14 protein-coding genes and 1 CRISPR repeat array are annotated in these 19,597 nt (G+C 33.9%); of the genes, 9 read left to right on the top strand and 5 right to left on the bottom strand.

The genetic code is table 11. The features are described from left to right. The first annotated feature begins 3 nt into the window (after window positions 1–3). Both cas1 and cas2 read left to right on the top strand, forming a co-directional pair. Window positions 4–894, top strand: a complete 891-nt coding sequence (cas1, locus tag WEEVI_RS09520) for a type II CRISPR-associated endonuclease Cas1 (RefSeq protein ID WP_013598929.1) — start codon at window positions 4–6, stop codon at window positions 892–894. Then, window positions 891–1,229 carry a CRISPR-associated endonuclease Cas2 gene (gene cas2, locus WEEVI_RS09515; RefSeq protein ID WP_013598928.1) on the top strand — a complete coding sequence of 113 codons (339 nt, stop codon included), beginning with the start codon at window positions 891–893 and terminating at the stop codon, window positions 1,227–1,229. The genes cas1 and cas2 overlap by 4 nt, the downstream gene beginning before the upstream one ends. Window positions 1,230–1,332: 103 nt before the next feature. Next, window positions 1,333–2,902: direct repeats of the CRISPR family, unit length 50 nt; unit sequence GTTGTAATTCTACTGAGTAAATCTACAAAAATTTGAAAGGAATTCACAAC. 242 nt (window positions 2,903–3,144) lie between these two features. Here the strand turns inward: cas2 and WEEVI_RS09510 are convergent. The 5 genes from WEEVI_RS09510 to WEEVI_RS09490 all read right to left on the bottom strand — a co-directional run bounded on the left by WEEVI_RS09510 (window position 3,145) and on the right by WEEVI_RS09490 (window position 11,206). Beyond that, window positions 3,145–4,731: a calcineurin-like phosphoesterase C-terminal domain-containing protein gene (locus tag WEEVI_RS09510; protein WP_013598927.1), complete on the bottom strand. Its 1,587-nt coding sequence runs from the start codon at window positions 4,729–4,731 to the stop codon at window positions 3,145–3,147. Between the two features lie 11 nt (window positions 4,732–4,742). After that, window positions 4,743–6,185, bottom strand: a complete 1,443-nt coding sequence (locus tag WEEVI_RS09505) for a SusD/RagB family nutrient-binding outer membrane lipoprotein (RefSeq protein ID WP_013598926.1) — start codon at window positions 6,183–6,185, stop codon at window positions 4,743–4,745. 22 nt (window positions 6,186–6,207) lie between these two features. Further along, the gene (locus WEEVI_RS09500; protein ID WP_013598925.1) at window positions 6,208–9,384 is read right to left on the bottom strand and encodes a SusC/RagA family TonB-linked outer membrane protein; all 3,177 of its coding nucleotides are present in this window, start codon (window positions 9,382–9,384) and stop codon (window positions 6,208–6,210) included. A gap of 107 nt (window positions 9,385–9,491) precedes the next feature. Next, window positions 9,492–10,556: a FecR family protein gene (locus WEEVI_RS09495; protein ID WP_013598924.1), complete on the bottom strand. Its 1,065-nt coding sequence runs from the start codon at window positions 10,554–10,556 to the stop codon at window positions 9,492–9,494. Between the two features lie 74 nt (window positions 10,557–10,630). Next, window positions 10,631–11,206: an RNA polymerase sigma factor gene (locus WEEVI_RS09490; RefSeq protein WP_041942156.1), complete on the bottom strand. Its 576-nt coding sequence runs from the start codon at window positions 11,204–11,206 to the stop codon at window positions 10,631–10,633. Window positions 11,207–11,398: 192 nt separating this feature from the next. On the opposite strand from WEEVI_RS09490, the gene WEEVI_RS09485 reads away from it, so the two are divergent. The 7 genes from WEEVI_RS09485 (at window position 11,399) to WEEVI_RS09450 (ending at window position 19,512) form a co-directional block, all read left to right on the top strand. Then, complete coding sequence (locus WEEVI_RS09485) at window positions 11,399–12,406, top strand: FecCD family ABC transporter permease (RefSeq protein WP_013598922.1); 1,008 nt, start codon at window positions 11,399–11,401, stop codon at window positions 12,404–12,406. Further along, complete coding sequence (locus WEEVI_RS09480) at window positions 12,403–13,362, top strand: ABC transporter ATP-binding protein (protein ID WP_013598921.1); 960 nt, start codon at window positions 12,403–12,405, stop codon at window positions 13,360–13,362. Before WEEVI_RS09485 ends, WEEVI_RS09480 begins: the two co-directional genes overlap by 4 nt. Next, window positions 13,355–14,047, top strand: a complete 693-nt coding sequence (locus tag WEEVI_RS09475; protein WP_013598920.1) for an SDR family NAD(P)-dependent oxidoreductase — start codon at window positions 13,355–13,357, stop codon at window positions 14,045–14,047. The genes WEEVI_RS09480 and WEEVI_RS09475 overlap by 8 nt, the downstream gene beginning before the upstream one ends. 112 nt (window positions 14,048–14,159) lie before the next feature. Next, window positions 14,160–15,098: a hypothetical protein gene (locus tag WEEVI_RS09470; RefSeq protein ID WP_013598919.1), complete on the top strand. Its 939-nt coding sequence runs from the start codon at window positions 14,160–14,162 to the stop codon at window positions 15,096–15,098. Window positions 15,099–15,144: 46 nt separating this feature from the next. Beyond that, the gene (locus WEEVI_RS09465; protein ID WP_013598918.1) at window positions 15,145–16,068 is read left to right on the top strand and encodes a hypothetical protein; all 924 of its coding nucleotides are present in this window, start codon (window positions 15,145–15,147) and stop codon (window positions 16,066–16,068) included. 75 nt (window positions 16,069–16,143) lie between these two features. Beyond that, window positions 16,144–17,838, top strand: a complete 1,695-nt coding sequence (gene lysS / locus WEEVI_RS09460; protein WP_013598917.1) for a lysine--tRNA ligase — start codon at window positions 16,144–16,146, stop codon at window positions 17,836–17,838. Window positions 17,839–18,993: 1,155 nt separating this feature from the next. Then, window positions 18,994–19,512 carry a hypothetical protein gene (locus WEEVI_RS09450; protein ID WP_013598914.1) on the top strand — a complete coding sequence of 173 codons (519 nt, stop codon included), beginning with the start codon at window positions 18,994–18,996 and terminating at the stop codon, window positions 19,510–19,512. Window positions 19,513–19,597: the final 85 nt, after the last annotated feature.

The raw sequence follows: 19,597 nt of genomic DNA, 5'->3' as shown, positions 1-19,597 counted from the left end.
CCCATGCTCAAACGTACCATATACATAGGCAATCCGGCTTATTTGAAGTTCAAGGATCATCAACTAAAAATAGAAGATCCCGAAACCAAGCAAGAAAAGGCCTCTATACCGATAGAAGATTTAGGTTTTTTGGTCCTCGATCATTATCAAATCACCATCAGTCAACCACTCATCGTAGCTTTGCAGCAAAACAATGTAGCCATTATCAGTTGCGATGAGAGTCATTTGCCTTTAGGTCTAATGTTGCCAATAAGTGGACATGTAGAACATAGCGAACGATTGAAGCATCAGGTCAATATTTCAGAACCCTTGCGAAAACAATTATGGAAACAAACCGTAGAAGCGAAAATTTTTCAACAAAAAGAAGTGTTGCGGCTGAACAATTTACCACACGACCGTATGATTACGTATATGAATTCGGTAAAATCTGGCGATAGTACCAATATGGAAGGCATTGCTGCACAATATTATTGGTCTACCTTGTTTGATGATTTTATTCGCGATCGAAAAGGTGATGCACCCAATAATTTCCTCAATTTTGGCTACGCTGTTTTACGAAGTATGGTGGCTAGAGCAATTGTCTGTAGTGGATTGCATCCAACCATAGGCATCTTCCACAAAAACAAATACAATGCCTACTGTTTAGCCGATGATCTGATGGAACCTTACCGTCCGTATGTTGATCTTTTGGTGGTCGAATGGATGCAAAAACCTTTTTCACCCTACCAATTGGATAAGAATGTCAAAGCTCATTTGCTACAGATTGCCACCCGAGATGTAACCATCAACGGTTTACAACGACCTTTGATGACTGCCCTTAGCATTACAAGTAGTTCCTTGTATAAATGTTTCACAGGCGAAAATAGAGTTCTGAGTTACCCGATGTTATCATGAGTTTTAGTCGATATAACGCCTATAGAATTATGTGGGTACTCGTATTCTTTGATCTACCAACCGAAACCAAAAAACATCGAGCCATTGCGACTCGATTTAGAAAAAAATTGTTGGATGATGGATTTACCATGTTTCAATTCTCGATTTATATCCGACATTGTCCGAGTAGAGAAAATGCAGATGTACATATAAAAAGAGTGAAAAAAAGTTTACCGCCAGAAGGAAAAGTAGGAATTTTGTGCATCACCGACAAACAATTCGGACAAATGGAATTGTATTTTGCCCAAAAAGAAACCGATTTGCCCCAAGTTCCCCAACAATTAGAATTGTTTTAGGAAATAAAAAAATGCTTGCAGAAAGAAATTTCTTCAAGCATTTTTTGTTTTTTTCTTTTGTAGATCATCTTATACATCACTCATAATCAATCTTTTATATAAGGTTGTAATTCTACTGAGTAAATCTACAAAAATTTGAAAGGAATTCACAACACCATTGTGTTGCTCTTGGATATATTGAGCGTTGTAATTCTACTGAGTAAATCTACAAAAATTTGAAAGGAATTCACAACGCCAACAAAGGCATTAAGCAAATACTCCACGTTGTAATTCTACTGAGTAAATCTACAAAAATTTGAAAGGAATTCACAACTATCAACGTTCAGCGTTGGATTAGAAACTGGTTGTAATTCTACTGAGTAAATCTACAAAAATTTGAAAGGAATTCACAACGTATACCACGCAAGACCGAACGGCAAGTACGTTGTAATTCTACTGAGTAAATCTACAAAAATTTGAAAGGAATTCACAACACTTACCACAACCTCTACGTCTGCTATAAAGTTGTAATTCTACTGAGTAAATCTACAAAAATTTGAAAGGAATTCACAACGACGATCGTCTGGATATCCATATTCAGTGCGTTGTAATTCTACTGAGTAAATCTACAAAAATTTGAAAGGAATTCACAACTATAGCCAGCTATAAAATCAAGATCTACTTGTTGTAATTCTACTGAGTAAATCTACAAAAATTTGAAAGGAATTCACAACAACCATCAAAACATTATGCTTGAATTAATAGTTGTAATTCTACTGAGTAAATCTACAAAAATTTGAAAGGAATTCACAACGCTTAAAGAATTTTGTTTGAAATGTTTTATGTTGTAATTCTACTGAGTAAATCTACAAAAATTTGAAAGGAATTCACAACGGTGGGCTATTTCGGTCAATACCGAAGCGAGTTGTAATTCTACTGAGTAAATCTACAAAAATTTGAAAGGAATTCACAACATGGGCACAAGGCGTCCAAACCAATGGCGAGTTGTAATTCTACTGAGTAAATCTACAAAAATTTGAAAGGAATTCACAACGATGATTTATAAGTTTTCTCAAAATAATATGTTGTAATTCTACTGAGTAAATCTACAAAAATTTGAAAGGAATTCACAACATAAAGTAAAACAGGCATCTGAATTTCAGAGTTGTAATTCTACTGAGTAAATCTACAAAAATTTGAAAGGAATTCACAACTTGCATCTCTATCTGATTCATATTCTACATGTTGTAATTCTACTGAGTAAATCTACAAAAATTTGAAAGGAATTCACAACTTATCGGGATCGATAACGCATGATGGAGTAGTTGTAATTCTACTGAGTAAATCTACAAAAATTTGAAAGGAATTCACAACGACTTCCACCCTCTTAGCTTGTTATAAACAGTTGTAATTCTACTGAGTAAATCTACAAAAATTTGAAAGGAATTCACAACGTATCGATGACTTCACCGACGCCCGTTTCCGTTGTAATTCTACTGAGTAAATCTACAAAAATTTGAAAGGAATTCACAACTTGAGAGATTAGATAAATTTATGAAATACAGTTGTAATTCTACTGAGTAAATCTACAAAAATTTGAAAGGAATTCACAACATGAAGCACCGAACTCGGCATTGCACAAAGGTTGTAATTCTACTGAGTAAATCTACAAAAATTTGAAAGGAATTCACAACATAAATCAATTACACTCATCTTATTTTGTTGTTGTAATTCTACTGAGTAAATCTACAAAAATTTGAATCAAGCGAAGCGTATCATCGAATCCAAAACAAAATAATAACGATGAGATAACGCCAACTAAGATCCAGCATCTGGCTCAGCCAATGCACATCTAAAACAATATATGAAAACGACAAGTAAAAAGAGATACTTGCCGTTTCCACCCATAACTTTAACAACCTATGAAACTAAAATTTTATTTAGCTATTTCTTTTTTTTCTTCTATTCGGTAAGTTGTACTATTAGAGTAAGTGCGTCCGAACATATCCAAAACTCTTACCTCTATACTATGTTCTCCTATCCCTAAATTATTTGGTAATTTTTTTTGCCATAAGTGAGAACTCTTGATCGGATTCGAAGGTCTTCTGCCTGTAAGTAATTCTTGAGAAATATCCCATCGCTGAACTTGATGATAAAACGTAGGATCTTCTTGCAGAGTTTTTTCCATTTTTTGCCATTTTCCATTCCCAAAACGTATTTCTACTTGATCTTTTTCGCTTCCCATGAAAATATTGGCAACTACATAAGATGTATTCCATCCTTTGTTGGCGATAACGTTGGGTGCATATATCTCCATTTTATAATCAAGCGGCTTACTTGCAACCTTGTAATCCAATTCGTATTGATTGTCTTTAACCGTGAGATAAGCATATCCTCTAGGCGTACCATCTCTCATCGTAGATACAGGAACACCCAACGCATTTAGCTCGCCAGAGTACCAATCACCAGAGGTGGTACCCACATTATATTCGTGCAATGGTTTTGCACCCTCCCAACCTTTATCCTTGCCATAAAATTGGTGCATCTGATAATGTGTATGTGCAGACATCATTAACACGTTCGGGAAATCTTTTAGGATAGCAAGCAATTGTTGGCGACTTTCTTTATCGAAATGATCTTCTCCTTCTATAAAAATCGGGATATGAAAAGACAAAACGATTAGTTTATTTTTAGGAACAAATTTCAGATCATTTTTTATAAATTCTAGTTGATCTTGTCTGAAACCTCCTAAATACCCTTTTCCTCCTCTAGGATTAGGATATAAAATATTATCAAGAATAAGAAAATGGGCATTGCCGTAATTGAAAGCGTACGTACTAGGTCCAAAATTTTTCTCAAAAGTTTCATCTGAATACTCATCAATCGTTGCCTCGAAATTCATATCATGGTTACCAATTACATTGTACCATGGTAAAGACAGAGCACTCATTATTTTTTTATATTTCGGCTGTAGAGAAAGATCATCGCCTACCAAATCCCCCAAACTTATCCCAAAAGAAACATTTTCTTTATGTTGCATAGCATCGTCGACAATGGCTTTGCGAAAGAAAGTTAATTCTTCTTCGGTATATGCTTGCGGATCACCAAAAACAAAGGCTGTGAAAGTAGAGCTTTCTTTTTCTGGTAGGAGTGGAAAATCTACAGATTTTGGTAACTTTTTGGTCGGCTCTACCCCTGCATATTTAAAATTTTTTGGGGAACCTTTTGGTTTATGGGTATGATAGAACTTTGGCGTAAAGTAAGTATCTAATGGAGTTTTATAATGACTTGGCTTGATAACAAACACTTGATTATCATCATTTACTGTAAGCGTATAACGTCCTTTAGAATCGGTAAGAACCACATCTATCCCATTAGAAACGGCAACATTCTCTATACCTTTTTCTTTTTTGTCTAGACGGCCGTTATTATTACGATCTTCGAAAACTATTCCCTTTACAATTTGTTGTGCATTAGCCTGAAGGTTGACGATTACAGCAATGCTAAAAATTATTTTTTTCATGTTTTTTTGTTTTATTTTGTTTGCCACCAAACTTTTGTATTAATATTATCACCGCCCATCGCTGCAACAGCTTTATCGTAGTTTTCTTTATTGTAGATTTTCACCGAACTAGGGTACAACAACCTCGACGGTACTACTCCATCATTTTTGCCAGCAGGAATTTTTGGTAAATTCGGATAGCCAGTTCTTCTATACTCGAACCATTGTTGATAATCTACAAAGTATAAAGATAAATATTTCTGAAGCATAATTCGCTCTAGAGTTCCGTCGTATCGAGTTGCATCACTATCGAAATAATCTATAGGAATTTCCTCTTCTGTAAGGTATTCTATTGCTGCCTTCACTCCGTTTTGGTAATGTTTTTCTGCATCACTTGTGTAGCCTTTATAAGCCAATTCTGCTTGGATAAACTCGATTTCAGAATAGGTGAATAATGTAATTTTCATTGGTGCTTCTGCTTGTATTCTTAGCAAGCCAGAGGGCGAAAAGTCAAAAGCTTCTGAACCATCGTATCCTGCAGGAATCCCTTTGTAACCGATAGAATTATTATCGCCAAGAGATTTTGCTTGAGTAGCAATTTTAAGAATTCTTGGGTCTTTTGATTCTACTAATTGATCGATAAAAAACTCTGCCATTGCTCTTCCGTTATTAAAATCTTGTGGTCGAGCCCACGGCGAAACATTCGGTGAAATGCCAGTAACTTGCAAAACTGCGTTATCGAGATTAGAAGTCATTATCGGATATTTTTCTGGATTGCTGAGCATGTTCACCATTTTAGGAAAAGCATTCATTTCGGATTTATCCGACACGCGCAACAATAAACGCAAATGCAAAGAGTTCGTGAATTTTTGCCATTTTGTGATATCATTCCCAAATAACAGATCGGCTACATACGGCAAAGGTATTTTATGATCATAGAGAGAATTTGCTCTTTCTAAGTCTGCTAAAAGTGTTTGATAGATTTCTTTCTGCGAATCGAATTTCGCTTGACTAATGCCTTCTTCTGCTCGAAAAGCCTCGGAAAAAGGTACATCACCAAATATATCCGTCAGATTAGCAAAAGCATAAGCACGTAAGGTTAAAGAAATGGCTTCATAATTAGATTGTTTGAGTTCTTTACTTCTAACCAACATTTCATTGATATTGGTCAACCAACGATAAGCCGCATTCCAGCTAGAATTCCCAGTTCTATCCGTTATATCATACCGATGCACACCTCCTGCGGTTACATCTGGGAAAGGAACGTGCACTTGCATCAATGCACTGGTAATATCATAGTTTTTGATGGCATTATTACTGGCCAAATTATACAGTACGGGATTGATTAACGAGCCAGGAGTAACTTCTGATACCAAATTGGGATTGATATTGGTTTGATCAAAATCTTCTGTACAAGCAATAGGCCCAGAACAAAGAAGAGAAAATAAAGATATTTTTACGAAAAGATTTTTCATTTTTAATAGAATTGATAAGTTTTTACAAAGATGCTTTTAAGGTAAATCCGATAGATGCGGTAGAAGGCATTTGCCCCATTTCTACACCTGGTATAATAGTAGAACCTTCTATTGATGCAGTCTCTGGATCATACAACGGGAAGTCTGACCAAACGGCTAAATTTTTCCCAAATACCGATAAACTCAGATTATCCAAACCAGTTTTCTCTATCAGTTTTTTAGGTAAATTGTAGGTAAAATTCACTTCGCGCAGTTTTAGGTAAGATGCATCAAATGAGTTGGATTCTACATTGGCACGACGATAGTATTTCGCATAATAATCGGTAATCTTCACTTGCTCGGTGTTGGGTGAATAGCTCCCATCTGGGTTTTGCACAACTCCTTCACCAACAATAAATCCTGTATCTCGACCTGGCAAGGTAGCTTTTAGTTTTCCTTGTTCCATCATTTTATGATGCGATTGTGAGTAAACAATTCCACCGTATTGACCGTCTAATGTTACACTTAAACTTAGATTTTTATACTTGAAAGAATTCGTTAATCCTGCGCGCCATTTTGGTGCTGCATCTCCTATATATTGTATTTCGGTAGGATAAGCCGGTACTCCATTTTCATAGACAATGTTTCCTTGATTATCACGGACAAAACCGTATCCATAAAGCGCTGTTGTTGTACCCCCAACTTTCCCAATTACACTTACAGTACCAGAAGAAGCCAATGGTTTCTCCTCTACACCATCTGTAAGTGCAATGATTCTATTTTCATTGATAGCCCAGTTTCCGATTAGTTGCCACGTAAAATCTGTTGTACGGATTGGTTTGAGATTTAGCATAACTTCTATACCACGATTTCGCACTTCTCCTCCATTGATAATAGCAGAGGTATAACCGGTAACTTGATCAGTAGGTACTTCGATAATTTGATTTCTTGTGTTGGTTTGATAGAGCGTTACATCTATCCCAACCCTTTTACGAAACATCATCAACTCTATTCCGGTTTCCCAACTTTTAGATATTTCTGGTTTCAGGTCTAAATTGTGTAATTTGCTTGGTGTAGTTGAAGACCCAGGAAAGTCATTAGCATTATAGTATTTACTTGTACTATACGGTTCTGCATCGTTTCCTACTTGTGCAAAAGATAATCTATATTTTAGATAATCAATTGGTTTTGATAATCTAAAAATATCTGATAAGATAAAGCTAGATGATACTGATGGGTAGAAATAAGAACGATTGTTTTTGGGTAATGTACTCGACCAATCGTTTCGGGCTGTAATATCTATAAATACCTGATCTCTAAATCCTAGGGATATCAACCCATATAAACTATTGACTTTTATATACTTATCATATGTTTTTACGATAGGGCTATTCATCCCGTTAGACAACATATAGACATTGGGGATTACTAATTCGTCTACTTGTGCATCTTTGCGTAAGTATTGATAATCTCTTTTATTCCCACCAAAATTCATGCTCATAGAGAAATCCTCACCTATATAATCTTGGTAGGATAAGAGAAAGTCGGTGTTGATTTCTCTTTTTTGGATATCTTGCCTTTTATAATGTCCATTCAACCAACGATTCATATCATGTGGTCGGTTTTGTTGTCTTATTTGGTTATACATATTAACGCCCGAGCGCAACATGAAATTTAGCTTCGAGGTAAGTTGAATATTTGCCTGGATGTTTCCTGTAATTTGATTACTCTGCAATGGATTGGTAGCATCATAAGCTATAACGTAGGGATTATCTATATAAGAACTATACGGCTGTATCTGGCTTAGATATTCTTGCCCTGCATACCAGCGATCTCTGTACCAATCTAAGCTTACATTTGGGTTCTGAAAAATCATGAAATAAGCTATAGAACCGTTATTATAACCTGTTCCCGGAATGTTATCGCTAACTTTATTGGTGTAATTGACAACTGACGTTAATTTTATCCTTTCCGATACATTATAATTTGCATTGATGGATGCAGTATAACTATCGAACCCTGTATTGGGCATAATCCAACTATTTTTCACATGTCCAAAAGATGCTCTCATCGCCCCTTCTTTTCCGCTACCAGAAATCGATACATTATTGGTAAAAGTTATACCAGTATTCCAAAACGCTTTTCTATTGTCTTTATAAGGTCTCCAAAGTGTTCTCTCTTCGCCTTGTCCTTGCAAGAAAGGATCATATTGGTAGTAAAATTGTCCGTCGAATTTGGGTCCGAAAGCACTACTTGTTGCACTGGTAGAGTTACCATCAGAAGAATTACCATAGGAATAATAAAACTCACCTTTTTTGTTTTTTTGCAAAGTTCCTTGCCCATATTCGTACTGATAATCTGGCCATCGATTAATTACATCTACCATAAGAGAAGAGCGAAAATCGACTCCGATTTTTTTATTTTTATTTCCCGACTTTGTCGTAATCATAATGGCTCCATTGGCTGCACGAGAACCGTATAGAGCAGCTGCAGAAGGCCCTTTAAGAACCGTAACACTCTCAATATCATTTGGGTTGAGGTCTGAAATTGCGTTTCCAAAATCGATAGGCGAATCTGCTCCCATGTAAGAAGAATTATTACCAGAAGATGTCATTTCGGGATTCATGGGTACACCATCGATTACAATGAGTGCGTAGTTTTTATGCAATTCGGTAGAGTTATTTCCTCGCAAAACAATATTTTGTGAGTTGATGGGTCCAGAGCCAGCCGAAATGATATTTAGACCTGCTACTTTTCCTTTCAATCCATCTGACCAGTTATTGTTTTCTGCATTATTTAGCGACTCAGAATCAATAGTTTGCTGTGCAAACCCCAACTTTTTTTCTTCTCTTTTAATTCCCAAAGCCGTCACTACAGCGGCCTCTAAACCGATACTTTGGTTAAGTTTTACTGACAAAGAATTATTATCTCCTGCATTTACTTTATAATTATCGATATAATACGATTCATGATGCAAATGATCTATTTCTATATCATATTTTTCATCGGATAATAATCCACTCACCTCAAAAATCCCATTGCTGTTGGTCGTTGTAGAAAACGAAATAGATGTATCCGAATCAGAAGTAATGTGTACACTTGCTCCCGAAACAGGTTTCCCTTTCTCGTCTTGTACAATTCCCTTGATTTTAGAGTTTTCTTGAGCCACCATTTGAACGGCAGCAAAACACAAGGATAATAATGTTAAATAACGTTTCATTTGTATGAATAATTTTAGTTTTTTGATGTTTAATTTTGAGCTATAGTTGTTGCCTCCAAACAACTCAACATGCTGTCTAGAAATGCATTAATCCTATATTTTATTTGTTATTTTTCTATATAAACTTGTTTATCAATTGCCTGATATTGCAAGTCATTCAATTGGCAAATAATCTCGATGATTTGTTGATAATTATCTGTTGATTTGAATCGTCCCGTAAATGTCAATTCTTTTGGGATATTGGTGGTGTGAATTTTGGTTTGATAAGTTTTTTCTATTTTATCAAAAACATCTATCAAAGGTGTTTTATCAAAAATTATTTCGTCTGTTATCTCATTATTCTTTTCGGTTTCGGGTATCTCTGGCAACGTAATTATTTCTGTTTTCTCGGTATATTTCTTGGTTGAAACAGTTTTTGGTTTGCTTATTTTTTGGTTGGTGATCTGCACCTGATTATTCTCTAAATCTAACCAGAAATTCTCTCCTGCATTCAAAAAAACAGATTCAAAAGCTGCTTTTTTCTGGCTATCAATCCTCACCTTTCCTTCTAGCAGTTGTACAGAAGCCTGATTGTTTTTTATATTTTCGGTTACGATAAATTCTGTACCTAGTGCCGTTGTAGTGAAGCTTTTGATGGAAACAGTAAAAGGAAGCTCTTTATTTTTATAAACCTTAAACTTTGCTTTTCCCATCAATAAAACTGCTCTATTTTTTTGGTTGAATTGGCCATCATACACAATTTCTGATTTTGGATAAAGGACAACTGTAGAATTGTCATTCAATCGAATGTTCATTAGTTTATCCGCTGTTTCATTGGATATCGTATCGTAATTTACAAGAGCGACTGTAGAAGTTGACGCTATATTTTTATGGTACAATAAACCAAAAACACAAAACAAGACCAATGAAGCTGCAATGGAAAATTTTATAAAAGAAGAATAAGTCGAGAAATGTTTTTTTGTTTTATGGGTTTCGTTTATTTTTTGATGAATTTTCTGGAGAACTTTCCTAGAAAGTCTCTTATCTATCATGATCGTATTATCATTTTCGGACCAAGTTTGTGTTATTTTTTCCGAAACGACTTTTGGATTATCGATAATCTCTAATAGCTCTTTTTTTTCTTCTAAAGAACTATTATTCGACCAATATTTTTCTAATAATTTTCTTATCATATCTACCCTAAAGACGGCCAAAAACGAAAAACAGGATAGACTAAATGGTTAACAATAGGTAAAGTAATCGTTAATTAGAAAAACTTAATCAAACAACTCAACACAAATAAACTACTGTATGTAGGGTATTCTTTCTGGATATATTCTCGTATAAACTGATTTGCTTGTTTTAGATAATCACTAACAGAATCGGTAGAAATCTTCAGCATTTGGGCAACTTCATCTTTCGTATACCCTTCGAATCGACACAATCTAAAGACTTCTTTTCTTCTAGGCGAAAGATTTTCAACAGCTTCTTCTATCAATTCTAGTTTTAATGAATATTGTTGTTCGAACTCTAAACTTTCTTCGTAATTCGACTGTATACTAAAAATTTTATCACTTTCGGCAATCTCTTCTTTGATTGTTTTTCTTAGATAATCTATAGATTTATTATAACTTACGGTAAAAAGCCATCCTGCTAAGGCAGTGTCTGCTAATTTTTCGGCCCGATGATTCCAGAGTGTAATAAAAACTTCTTGCAGAATGTCCAATGCTATATCTTCATCGTAAATTAACTTGCGTATATTTCGATAAATAGAAGAATGATACTGAAAATATATCTGATCGAATTGTTTTTCTTCTAAAGTTTTGGAAATTTTCACCTTCATTTTTACGTACAGCCAAAAAAAATTTAAGGGTATAAAAGTACTCTTCTATAAGAATGGTTTATAAAAAATCAGTTTAAGAAAAGATTAAATAACCCAAAATACCCTACCAATAATAACGTTTATATGCCATTTATACTTCATTTTCCTATTACTTTCGTCAACTTGCTTTATCTTTGTTTCAAATAAATTTGCGTGAAAAAACATTGGTTAACCATCACTTGTCTATTGATCGTTTTTATTTTTATTTGTCTCAATTTACTTATTGGTAAAGCAAATATTTCGATCGAAGATATTTTCAGGATTTTGGTCGGACAATCGGAAGATAACTTCGCACAAAACTTAATTCTACATTACCGTTTACCAAAAGTAATCACTTCTATTTTGGTCGGATTAGCACTCCCCATCGCTGGATTTTTATTGCAAGAGTTATTTAAAAATTCATTAGCAGAACCAAGTGTTTTAGGTATTACAGCAATGGCGAGTTTGGGTGTTGCCATAGTGGTCTTTCTTTTTTCTATCATCGGTTTAGATTATTTATTAGGCAATTCTTGGCTAACCATTAGTGCCGCAATGATAGGGTCACTTACCGCCTTGGTTCTCATTGGCACCTTTTCTTATCGGGTAAAATCATCCACAGCACTTATTGTTTTGGGCATGATGCTTTCTGGCTTAGCGGTTTCTTTTATCGGATTGTTGCAATATTTTGCACCCTCAGAAAAAATAAAATCATTTCTTTTGTGGAGTTTCGGGTCGCTAACAGGCCTCAAATGGGAACAAATTTTTGTGTTTTCCCTTTGCGTTTTCACTGGATTACTATTGGCTTACGGTACGCTAAAGAGTTTAACGTTTTTACTTCTGGGCGAAAAATATGCCCAAACGCTTGGCGTCAATTTATTGCGTTTACGTTTCACCTTATTGCTTTCTACCTCTATACTTACTGCAGCTGCAACAGCTTTTGCCGGCCCCATAGCTTTTATCGGGTTAGCTGTACCACATATTTGTAGAAATATCCTAAAAACTAGCAATATGCACTATTTATTTTTTTCGGTAATGATGATGGGTGCAGCACTAATGCTGATTTTTAGTTTTTTAACCGATATTTTCCCTTTCGGTACATTTCCGATTAATATTATAACTTCCCTTTTTGGGACACCTATTGTAATCAGTATAGTACTGAAAAACTCTAAATCTGAAGGATGAATAACAGAACGGTCGATAATATTCGGTTAGAAAATCTTGTCGTAGGCTACAAGAATAAAACACTACTCAAAGAGCTTAACTTACAGATAGAGACAGGTAAATTTATTGTCCTTTTAGGTAATAATGGTGCAGGAAAATCGAGCTTACTCAATACTATTCTAGGAATAAATCAACCGATTTCTGGTGATATTTTATACAGCAATCAAGCTATTTCGCAAATGAAAACTTCGGAAATTGCAAAGCAAGTTGCTGTTGTTTTTTCTAACCTCACCCATATTCCTACTATCAAAGTTGCAGATTTAATAGAAATTGGTGCAAATGATCACTTTTCCTATAAACAACAAATGGCTCTGAATAGGGTTATTTTAGAGGAAATTCCTATCAAAAATATTTTGGATAAATACGCAACTGAAATTAGCGAAGGTCAATTACAATTGGCGATGATTACACGAGCTTTGAAACAAAATACTCCTTTTTTGTTGCTCGATGAACCTACTGCAAATTTAGATTTAGGAAATCAATTTCGTATATTTGACCTCTTGAAAAAGTTGAGCAAACAACTGCAAAAAACTTTTCTCATGGCAACTCATCAGGTAGATTTGGCATTGGAAATGGCCGATGAAATTTGGTGGATCGAAAACAAACAACTTGTTTCTGGATTACCTGAAGATATTGCTTATCGTTATCGAATTTTAGAAAAATTATCCGATAATATTCTACAATTCATCCCTTCTAGAAATATATATTCGATCCCAATCGAAACAAAGAAAACGGTAAATTTACAGGGTGAAGGGGAGTTATTTTACTGGACAAGCAAAGCACTTCTGAAGCAAGGTTATCAACAAAGTTCTCTATCCCAGACAAGTGTGATTGTCCGAGAAAAAGAAATATATTACGAAGATAAAACGTTTCATTCAATCGAAAAATTCATATACTATTTTATACAAAATGCATAAAAACATTATCGTAACCGGAGCAAGCCGCGGAATAGGAAAAGAAATTGCTAAACAACATTTGGCCTTAGGAAATCGTGTATTAACCATTTCTAGAAACCTAGAAAAGTTAGATGAGTTGAACCATTTTGCTCAACCAAACCAACTGATTAACATAGGGTTAGATTTAAGTAAATATAAGGATATAGACCAAATTTTGGCGTATATAAAAGATTGGGAGACAGTCGATATTCTATACAATAATGCTGGTTTATGCATAAATAAACCATTCGAAGACGTTAGTGAACAAGACTTACTGCATTCTTGGCAAATAAACTTTATGGCTCCCTATCGATTGATCCAGTTATTGCTTACAAAATTTACAAACACCTCCCACGTAGTGAATATTTCTACTATGGGTGCCGTACAAGGTTCTGTGAAATTTGCTGGCTTATCGGCCTATTCTTCATCAAAGTCAGCTACTTGTAATTTGACTGAATTATTGGCAGAGGAACTCAACCAAAATGGTCCTCGAATAAACTGTATCGCACTTGGTGCTGTACAAACAGAAATGTTACAAGAAGCTTTTCCTGGTTATCAAGCTCCGACAACACCAAAAGAAATGGCCGAATTTTTAGTGGATTTTGGATTAAATGGACATCGTTTTTTTAATGGTAAAATTTTGCCAGCCTCTATTTCGACTCCTTAAAATACAGAAAGTTTGTTACTTAATTTCAGGCGTCAGATTGATTTGGAATAAGGTTTGATAGATTAGCATTAAATAAATTTATAATACCATCAACAATACGATTTTTCTCAAAATGAAACATTTTTATACCTTTTTATTCATACATATTTTAGGTTTTCAACAACTTTATGCGCAAATTAATTACGAGGAACAATCGGTACAAGTAAAACCGCAATGGTATGTTGGTAATCAGTATAACTATCAATTTACTGATGTAGACTATGTGATTTCTATAAATGATACTATTTCTAAAGTAGTTACGAATAGTCATAAAAAATTTTCTGTTTTGGATGAGAACCCGTACGTATATAAGTTGCGTTGGGAGAATTTGGCAGTAAGCACCAATGATCCCGATCCATTTTACAACGATTATATGGTAAACAGCAAGGGAGTGAATTATGAGTTTGCAACCAATAAAGATGGTGAGTTTTTAGAATTACTAAATGAAGATGGTGTAAAAAATCAACTTATGGCAGTTGCAAAAAATCTAAAAAGAAAAAACAGAAGAAATGCCATCTATCAAGCCAATGTTTCTGGTCTAGAGGATATGATTCTGTCGCAGGATTATGTAAGTTACACATTTTCTCAGGAGATTAATAACCTACTACAGTTCAACGGATTATACCTGAAAGTTGGTGAAAAATATCAAGGTAAACAAATACAAGAGAATTTATTCGGATTCCCAATTTCCTCTACTTCGACAACTTGGCTAGAGGGAATAGATCCAAAAAGCGAAACATACACCATTGTGACATCACAGATTCTGAGCAAAGAGGACTTTGAGTCCCTTTGGCAATTGATGGCGAAATCTATGCTAGAACAATCGAATGTTAATCTCACACACGAACAAGTAGAAAGAGAAATAAAAAAATACTCCGATACAATCGAACTTACAATCGATTATAAAAATAAATACAATAAAGACTCTATATTGATTAATTCACACTATAAATTCAGCCTAAATATAGGAGCAAAGAAAACAGTGAATCAGTTAGAAATTGAGCTTTTATAAAAAAATACGACTAATATTCATTATTTTTGCTTTTCAGAGTAAAAACATGAAAATCTTTTATTGCATACTGTTTACTTTTTTAGCTATAATTTCGCAAGCACAAACAAATGATAACGATTCGGTTGTCGAGGTAAAACAATACCTCAACATCGATAATCAATATAATTATAAAATTACCACATACGACACACGAACAGAAGGACTAGATACCATACAGAAAGAATATCTTTCTTATAAAGTATCCATCAATGTTTTAGATTTGTATCAAGATCAATACACCTTACATTGGCGTATCACCAATATAGAAAATTCTAAAAAACAAATTTCAAAAAACCCTTTGAGTATTTTGGATGAAATCGATATCTATTATTCGGTTGATTCTGATGGGAAATTTTTAGGATTCCAAACCAATAATTGGACAATGGTTCAGTTTTATACTGCACTAGAAAACGCAGAAGACGATTATGCCGACAATAGTGAGGTGCTAAAGACTTTGGCCGAAATGGAAAAGCAATACGCTACGGCAGATAAGCTGAACTCCCTTTTTGAAAAAGAAATTAAACAATTTCACTATTTCTTTGGTTTAGGAAATTTTACCGTAAATTCTGAGCCAAAAGTCTACAAAACCTATCTAGACAATCTATTCAATCCCAATCCCACCCCAGCAATTACGACTTATAGTTTGAGAGAAATTTCGCCCTATTTGGGTAATTATGTAATGATTTCTAGTTCAGTCGCAGAAGAAGAATGGCTCAAAGAATCTTGGTTTAATTATCTAGAAAAAATAGCCAAAGAAATGAAAGTAGACGCACCAGACCGTTCTACAATTGATGATAATATTATCTATACCGTAGACACAATGAGTAGAATCAAAGAAAACGGCTGGCCATCTTATTGTTTACAAAGCAAAAAAGTATACTTTCAGAATACAGAGTTTACCCAAAAAAGAGTCATCGAAATCCTACCATAAATCCTTCCTAAAACTAAGGTATTGCCATAAAATATTGTTATTTTTGCATTCTATTAATTTTTTTAAGAAGTAAAAATGCAATTGTCTGAGCAAGAAATTATTCGTAGAGAAAAATTACAACAACTACGTGATTTGGGTATCGAACCCTACCCTGCCAAAGAATTCGAAGTAACGACCTATTCGTCTCATATAAAAGAAAATTATGAAGAAGGCAAAGTGGTAAAACTAGCCGGACGCCTAATGAGTACCCGCATTATGGGAAAAGCTTCCTTTGCCGAATTACAAGATAGTGAAGGCAGAATACAAATCTATATTTCGCGTGATGACCTTCCGAATGAGTCGGATTATAATACGGTATTCAAAAAACTCTTAGACATCGGAGATTTTATCGGTATCGAAGGCTATCTATTCAAAACAAAAGTTGGTGAGATTTCTGTACACGTAACACAACTCACCGTTTTGGCAAAAACACTTCGACCTTTACCAATCGTAAAAACCGATGACGATGGACACGTTTTTGATGCATTTGTAGATCCAGAATTACGCTATAGAATGCGCTATGTAGATTTGGTTGTAAATCCTCATGTGAAAACAATCTTCCAAAAAAGAACAAAATTGTTTCAAGCAATGCGCGATTTCTTCAACGCTCGTGGTTATCTAGAAGTAGAAACGCCCATCCTCCAATCAATACCAGGTGGCGCTGCAGCAAGACCTTTTATTACGCACCACAATGCTCTAGACATCCCATTATATTTGCGTATTGCCAATGAATTATACCTAAAAAGATTAATTGTGGGTGGTTTTGATGGAGTCTATGAGTTTTCTAAAAACTTCAGAAATGAAGGCATGGACAGAACACATAATCCAGAATTTACTGCAATGGAAATCTATGTCGCCTACAAAGATTACAACTGGATGATGGATTTCACCGAGCAACTCTTAGAACATTGTGCTATCGCTGTTAACGGAAGTACAAAAGCAACATTTGGTGAACATGAAATTGATTTCAAAGCACCCTATAAGCGAGTTACAATGAGACAATCGATTATCGATTTTACTGGTTTTGATATAGAAGGCAAAACAGAAGAAGAATTGAGAAAAGCTGCTCTAGAAATGGGAATTGCCGTGGATGAAACCATGGGTAAAGGAAAATTAATTGACGAGATTTTTGGAGAAAAATGCGAAGGCAATTACATTCAACCAACATTCATTACCGATTATCCAAAAGCAATGTCTCCACTTACCAAAAAACATCGAGACAATGAACAATTGACCGAACGTTTTGAGCTTATGGTATGTGGAAAAGAAATTGCCAACTCTTATTCGGAATTAAATGATCCAATTGATCAGCGCGAACGTTTTGAAGAACAATTGAAACTTTCTGAAAAAGGGGACGATGAAGCAATGTTTATTGATCAAGATTTCTTACGTGCTTTAGAATATGGTATGCCACCTACAGCAGGATTGGGTATTGGGATGGATCGCTTGTTGATGTATCTGACCAACAATCCTTCTATACAAGAAGTATTGTTTTTCCCACAAATGAGACCCGAAAAGAAAGCTTCTTCTTACGAATTAACAGACGAAGAATCATTAATTATCAGTATTTTACAAAAAAATGATAATATTAAAGAGTTAAATAGTTTGAAATCTGAAACTAATCTAAGTGGAAAGAAATGGGACAAGTCAATGAAAAATTTGGCTAAATACAATCTGACCAAAGTTTCGGTAGACGGTGATGAAAAAACAGTGACTTATATTGGAGAATAATTTGATTAAGAATTCATTACCTCCATATTATAATACTAAAAAAGGATATTCGATGAATGAATATCCTTTTTATGTTAAATAGGAACACGTTTATTTTTGACCTGATCGAGTATTTTGTTTATTAAATGCATACATAAGGTAGATGAAAAACGGTAAAATGAAAACCGAACCTCCTAATAGCGCATAAGCTAGCATATCTATCACTTTTTCATTCGCTGCATTATCCATCAAAGATAAGCTTGATCCATCTCTGAAAAATACAATATTTGGATAATGTGAGTTTACAAGTACTCGTTTTATCCCAATCCATAAACCCCAATTTGAAGATGAATCATTGAACAAACAAAAATTGCTTTATTCGAGTAAGAGTTAAAAAATAAAGACTTACTTCTTCAGGAAAAAAAGGATAGAATAATGGATTTACAAAAAACCATTTTATTATTAGAAGCACCAAAACAAAGTGAACCTAACCTACAAGAAACTCCAAGCCCCAAAAAGAAAAAATGGTGGCAATTTTAACCTTATGATATTTCTTAAAATTTTCAAAAAATAGGATTATAGATGCAAGATGTACTTTTGTATACACAAATTAAAATTTGACTTCAAAAGATACCCTTGCCTTTTCTACAAAAAGAGAGAAAAATCTATGTAACTTGATTTTAAAATTCTATTTCTAAAAGTAGAATTGACCGATATAAATAAACACAAAACAACGTATTTAGAGGGTTCTAAATGCGTTGTTTTTTATATGTGTATTTATTCAAAACGGCACTACTTGAAATTGAGAGATTTAAGCTCTTTTAGTTTTGTCTATAATTTTAATTATGTTAAGTGGAAATAATTATATTATTTCTTCGTATATTTATCAATATGGTTTTCATTTAAAAATAAAGACTATTTTAGTATTAGTACAAGAGAGTTTAGAGAACGTCAAGGCAAGTATCTAAAAAAAGTGAAAGAAGGGGAAGATGTTATTTTAAAATCTCGTGAAAATGGGAGATTTAAATTAGTACCTATAACAGAGGACGATACGTTAATGAGTAAAGAAGAATTTTTTAATAAATTAGATCGTTCATTTTTTTAATACATTATATATTAACTTGTTTTTATTACAAATAAAATCGTTAATTTAATGGATTTTAACACTTTAAAAATATGAAAAAACATTATCTAAAAACATTTTTTTTCTACTTATTTTTAGCTTTTATATTTAGCTGTTCTTCAGATGATATCAAAAATAAAAACTCTTTACAAGATGAAATAAACTCTAAGGCTGAAAGTTCAATTATAGGTAAGAAAATTGCAAGCATTAAAAATGGTAACATAAGACTATTAGCTTCAGATACATCAATAAACAAAGGTGTGAAAAATCTTATTGATCCAAGTGATCAAAATAACATTTCCTATAACAGATCTACTATTGTCAATATTGATAATATGTATTATTTAAGAAGTTATTCTAATGATGGATTAGTAACGACTACTTTATTAGAAGAAGAAGAAGAAAGTAATAATGGAGAGGTTAATTTATTAGTTGCTGGTATTTCTTGTACAAGTAAAGCTTGTTCCGGCACTAATGGATGTGTTCCCAATGCTAATAAAAAATCTTGTTCATCTTGTTTAGGCGATTGTACTAAAACTGTTACCTCTGTAGAGTATGAAGAAGAATTTTAGAATAAGCCTATTTTTCAACATTTTTTTCAAATAATTTGAATATTGTTTAGAATAAACTTATAAAAATTATAAAATAGTTAATAAT

Origin of the sequence: Weeksella virosa DSM 16922 (assembly GCF_000189415.1) — a bacterium.
GTDB classification, from domain to species: domain Bacteria; phylum Bacteroidota; class Bacteroidia; order Flavobacteriales; family Weeksellaceae; genus Weeksella; species Weeksella virosa.
The sequence above is the reverse complement of the archived record's forward strand: the minus strand, read 5'-3'. Positions and strand labels throughout refer to the sequence as shown.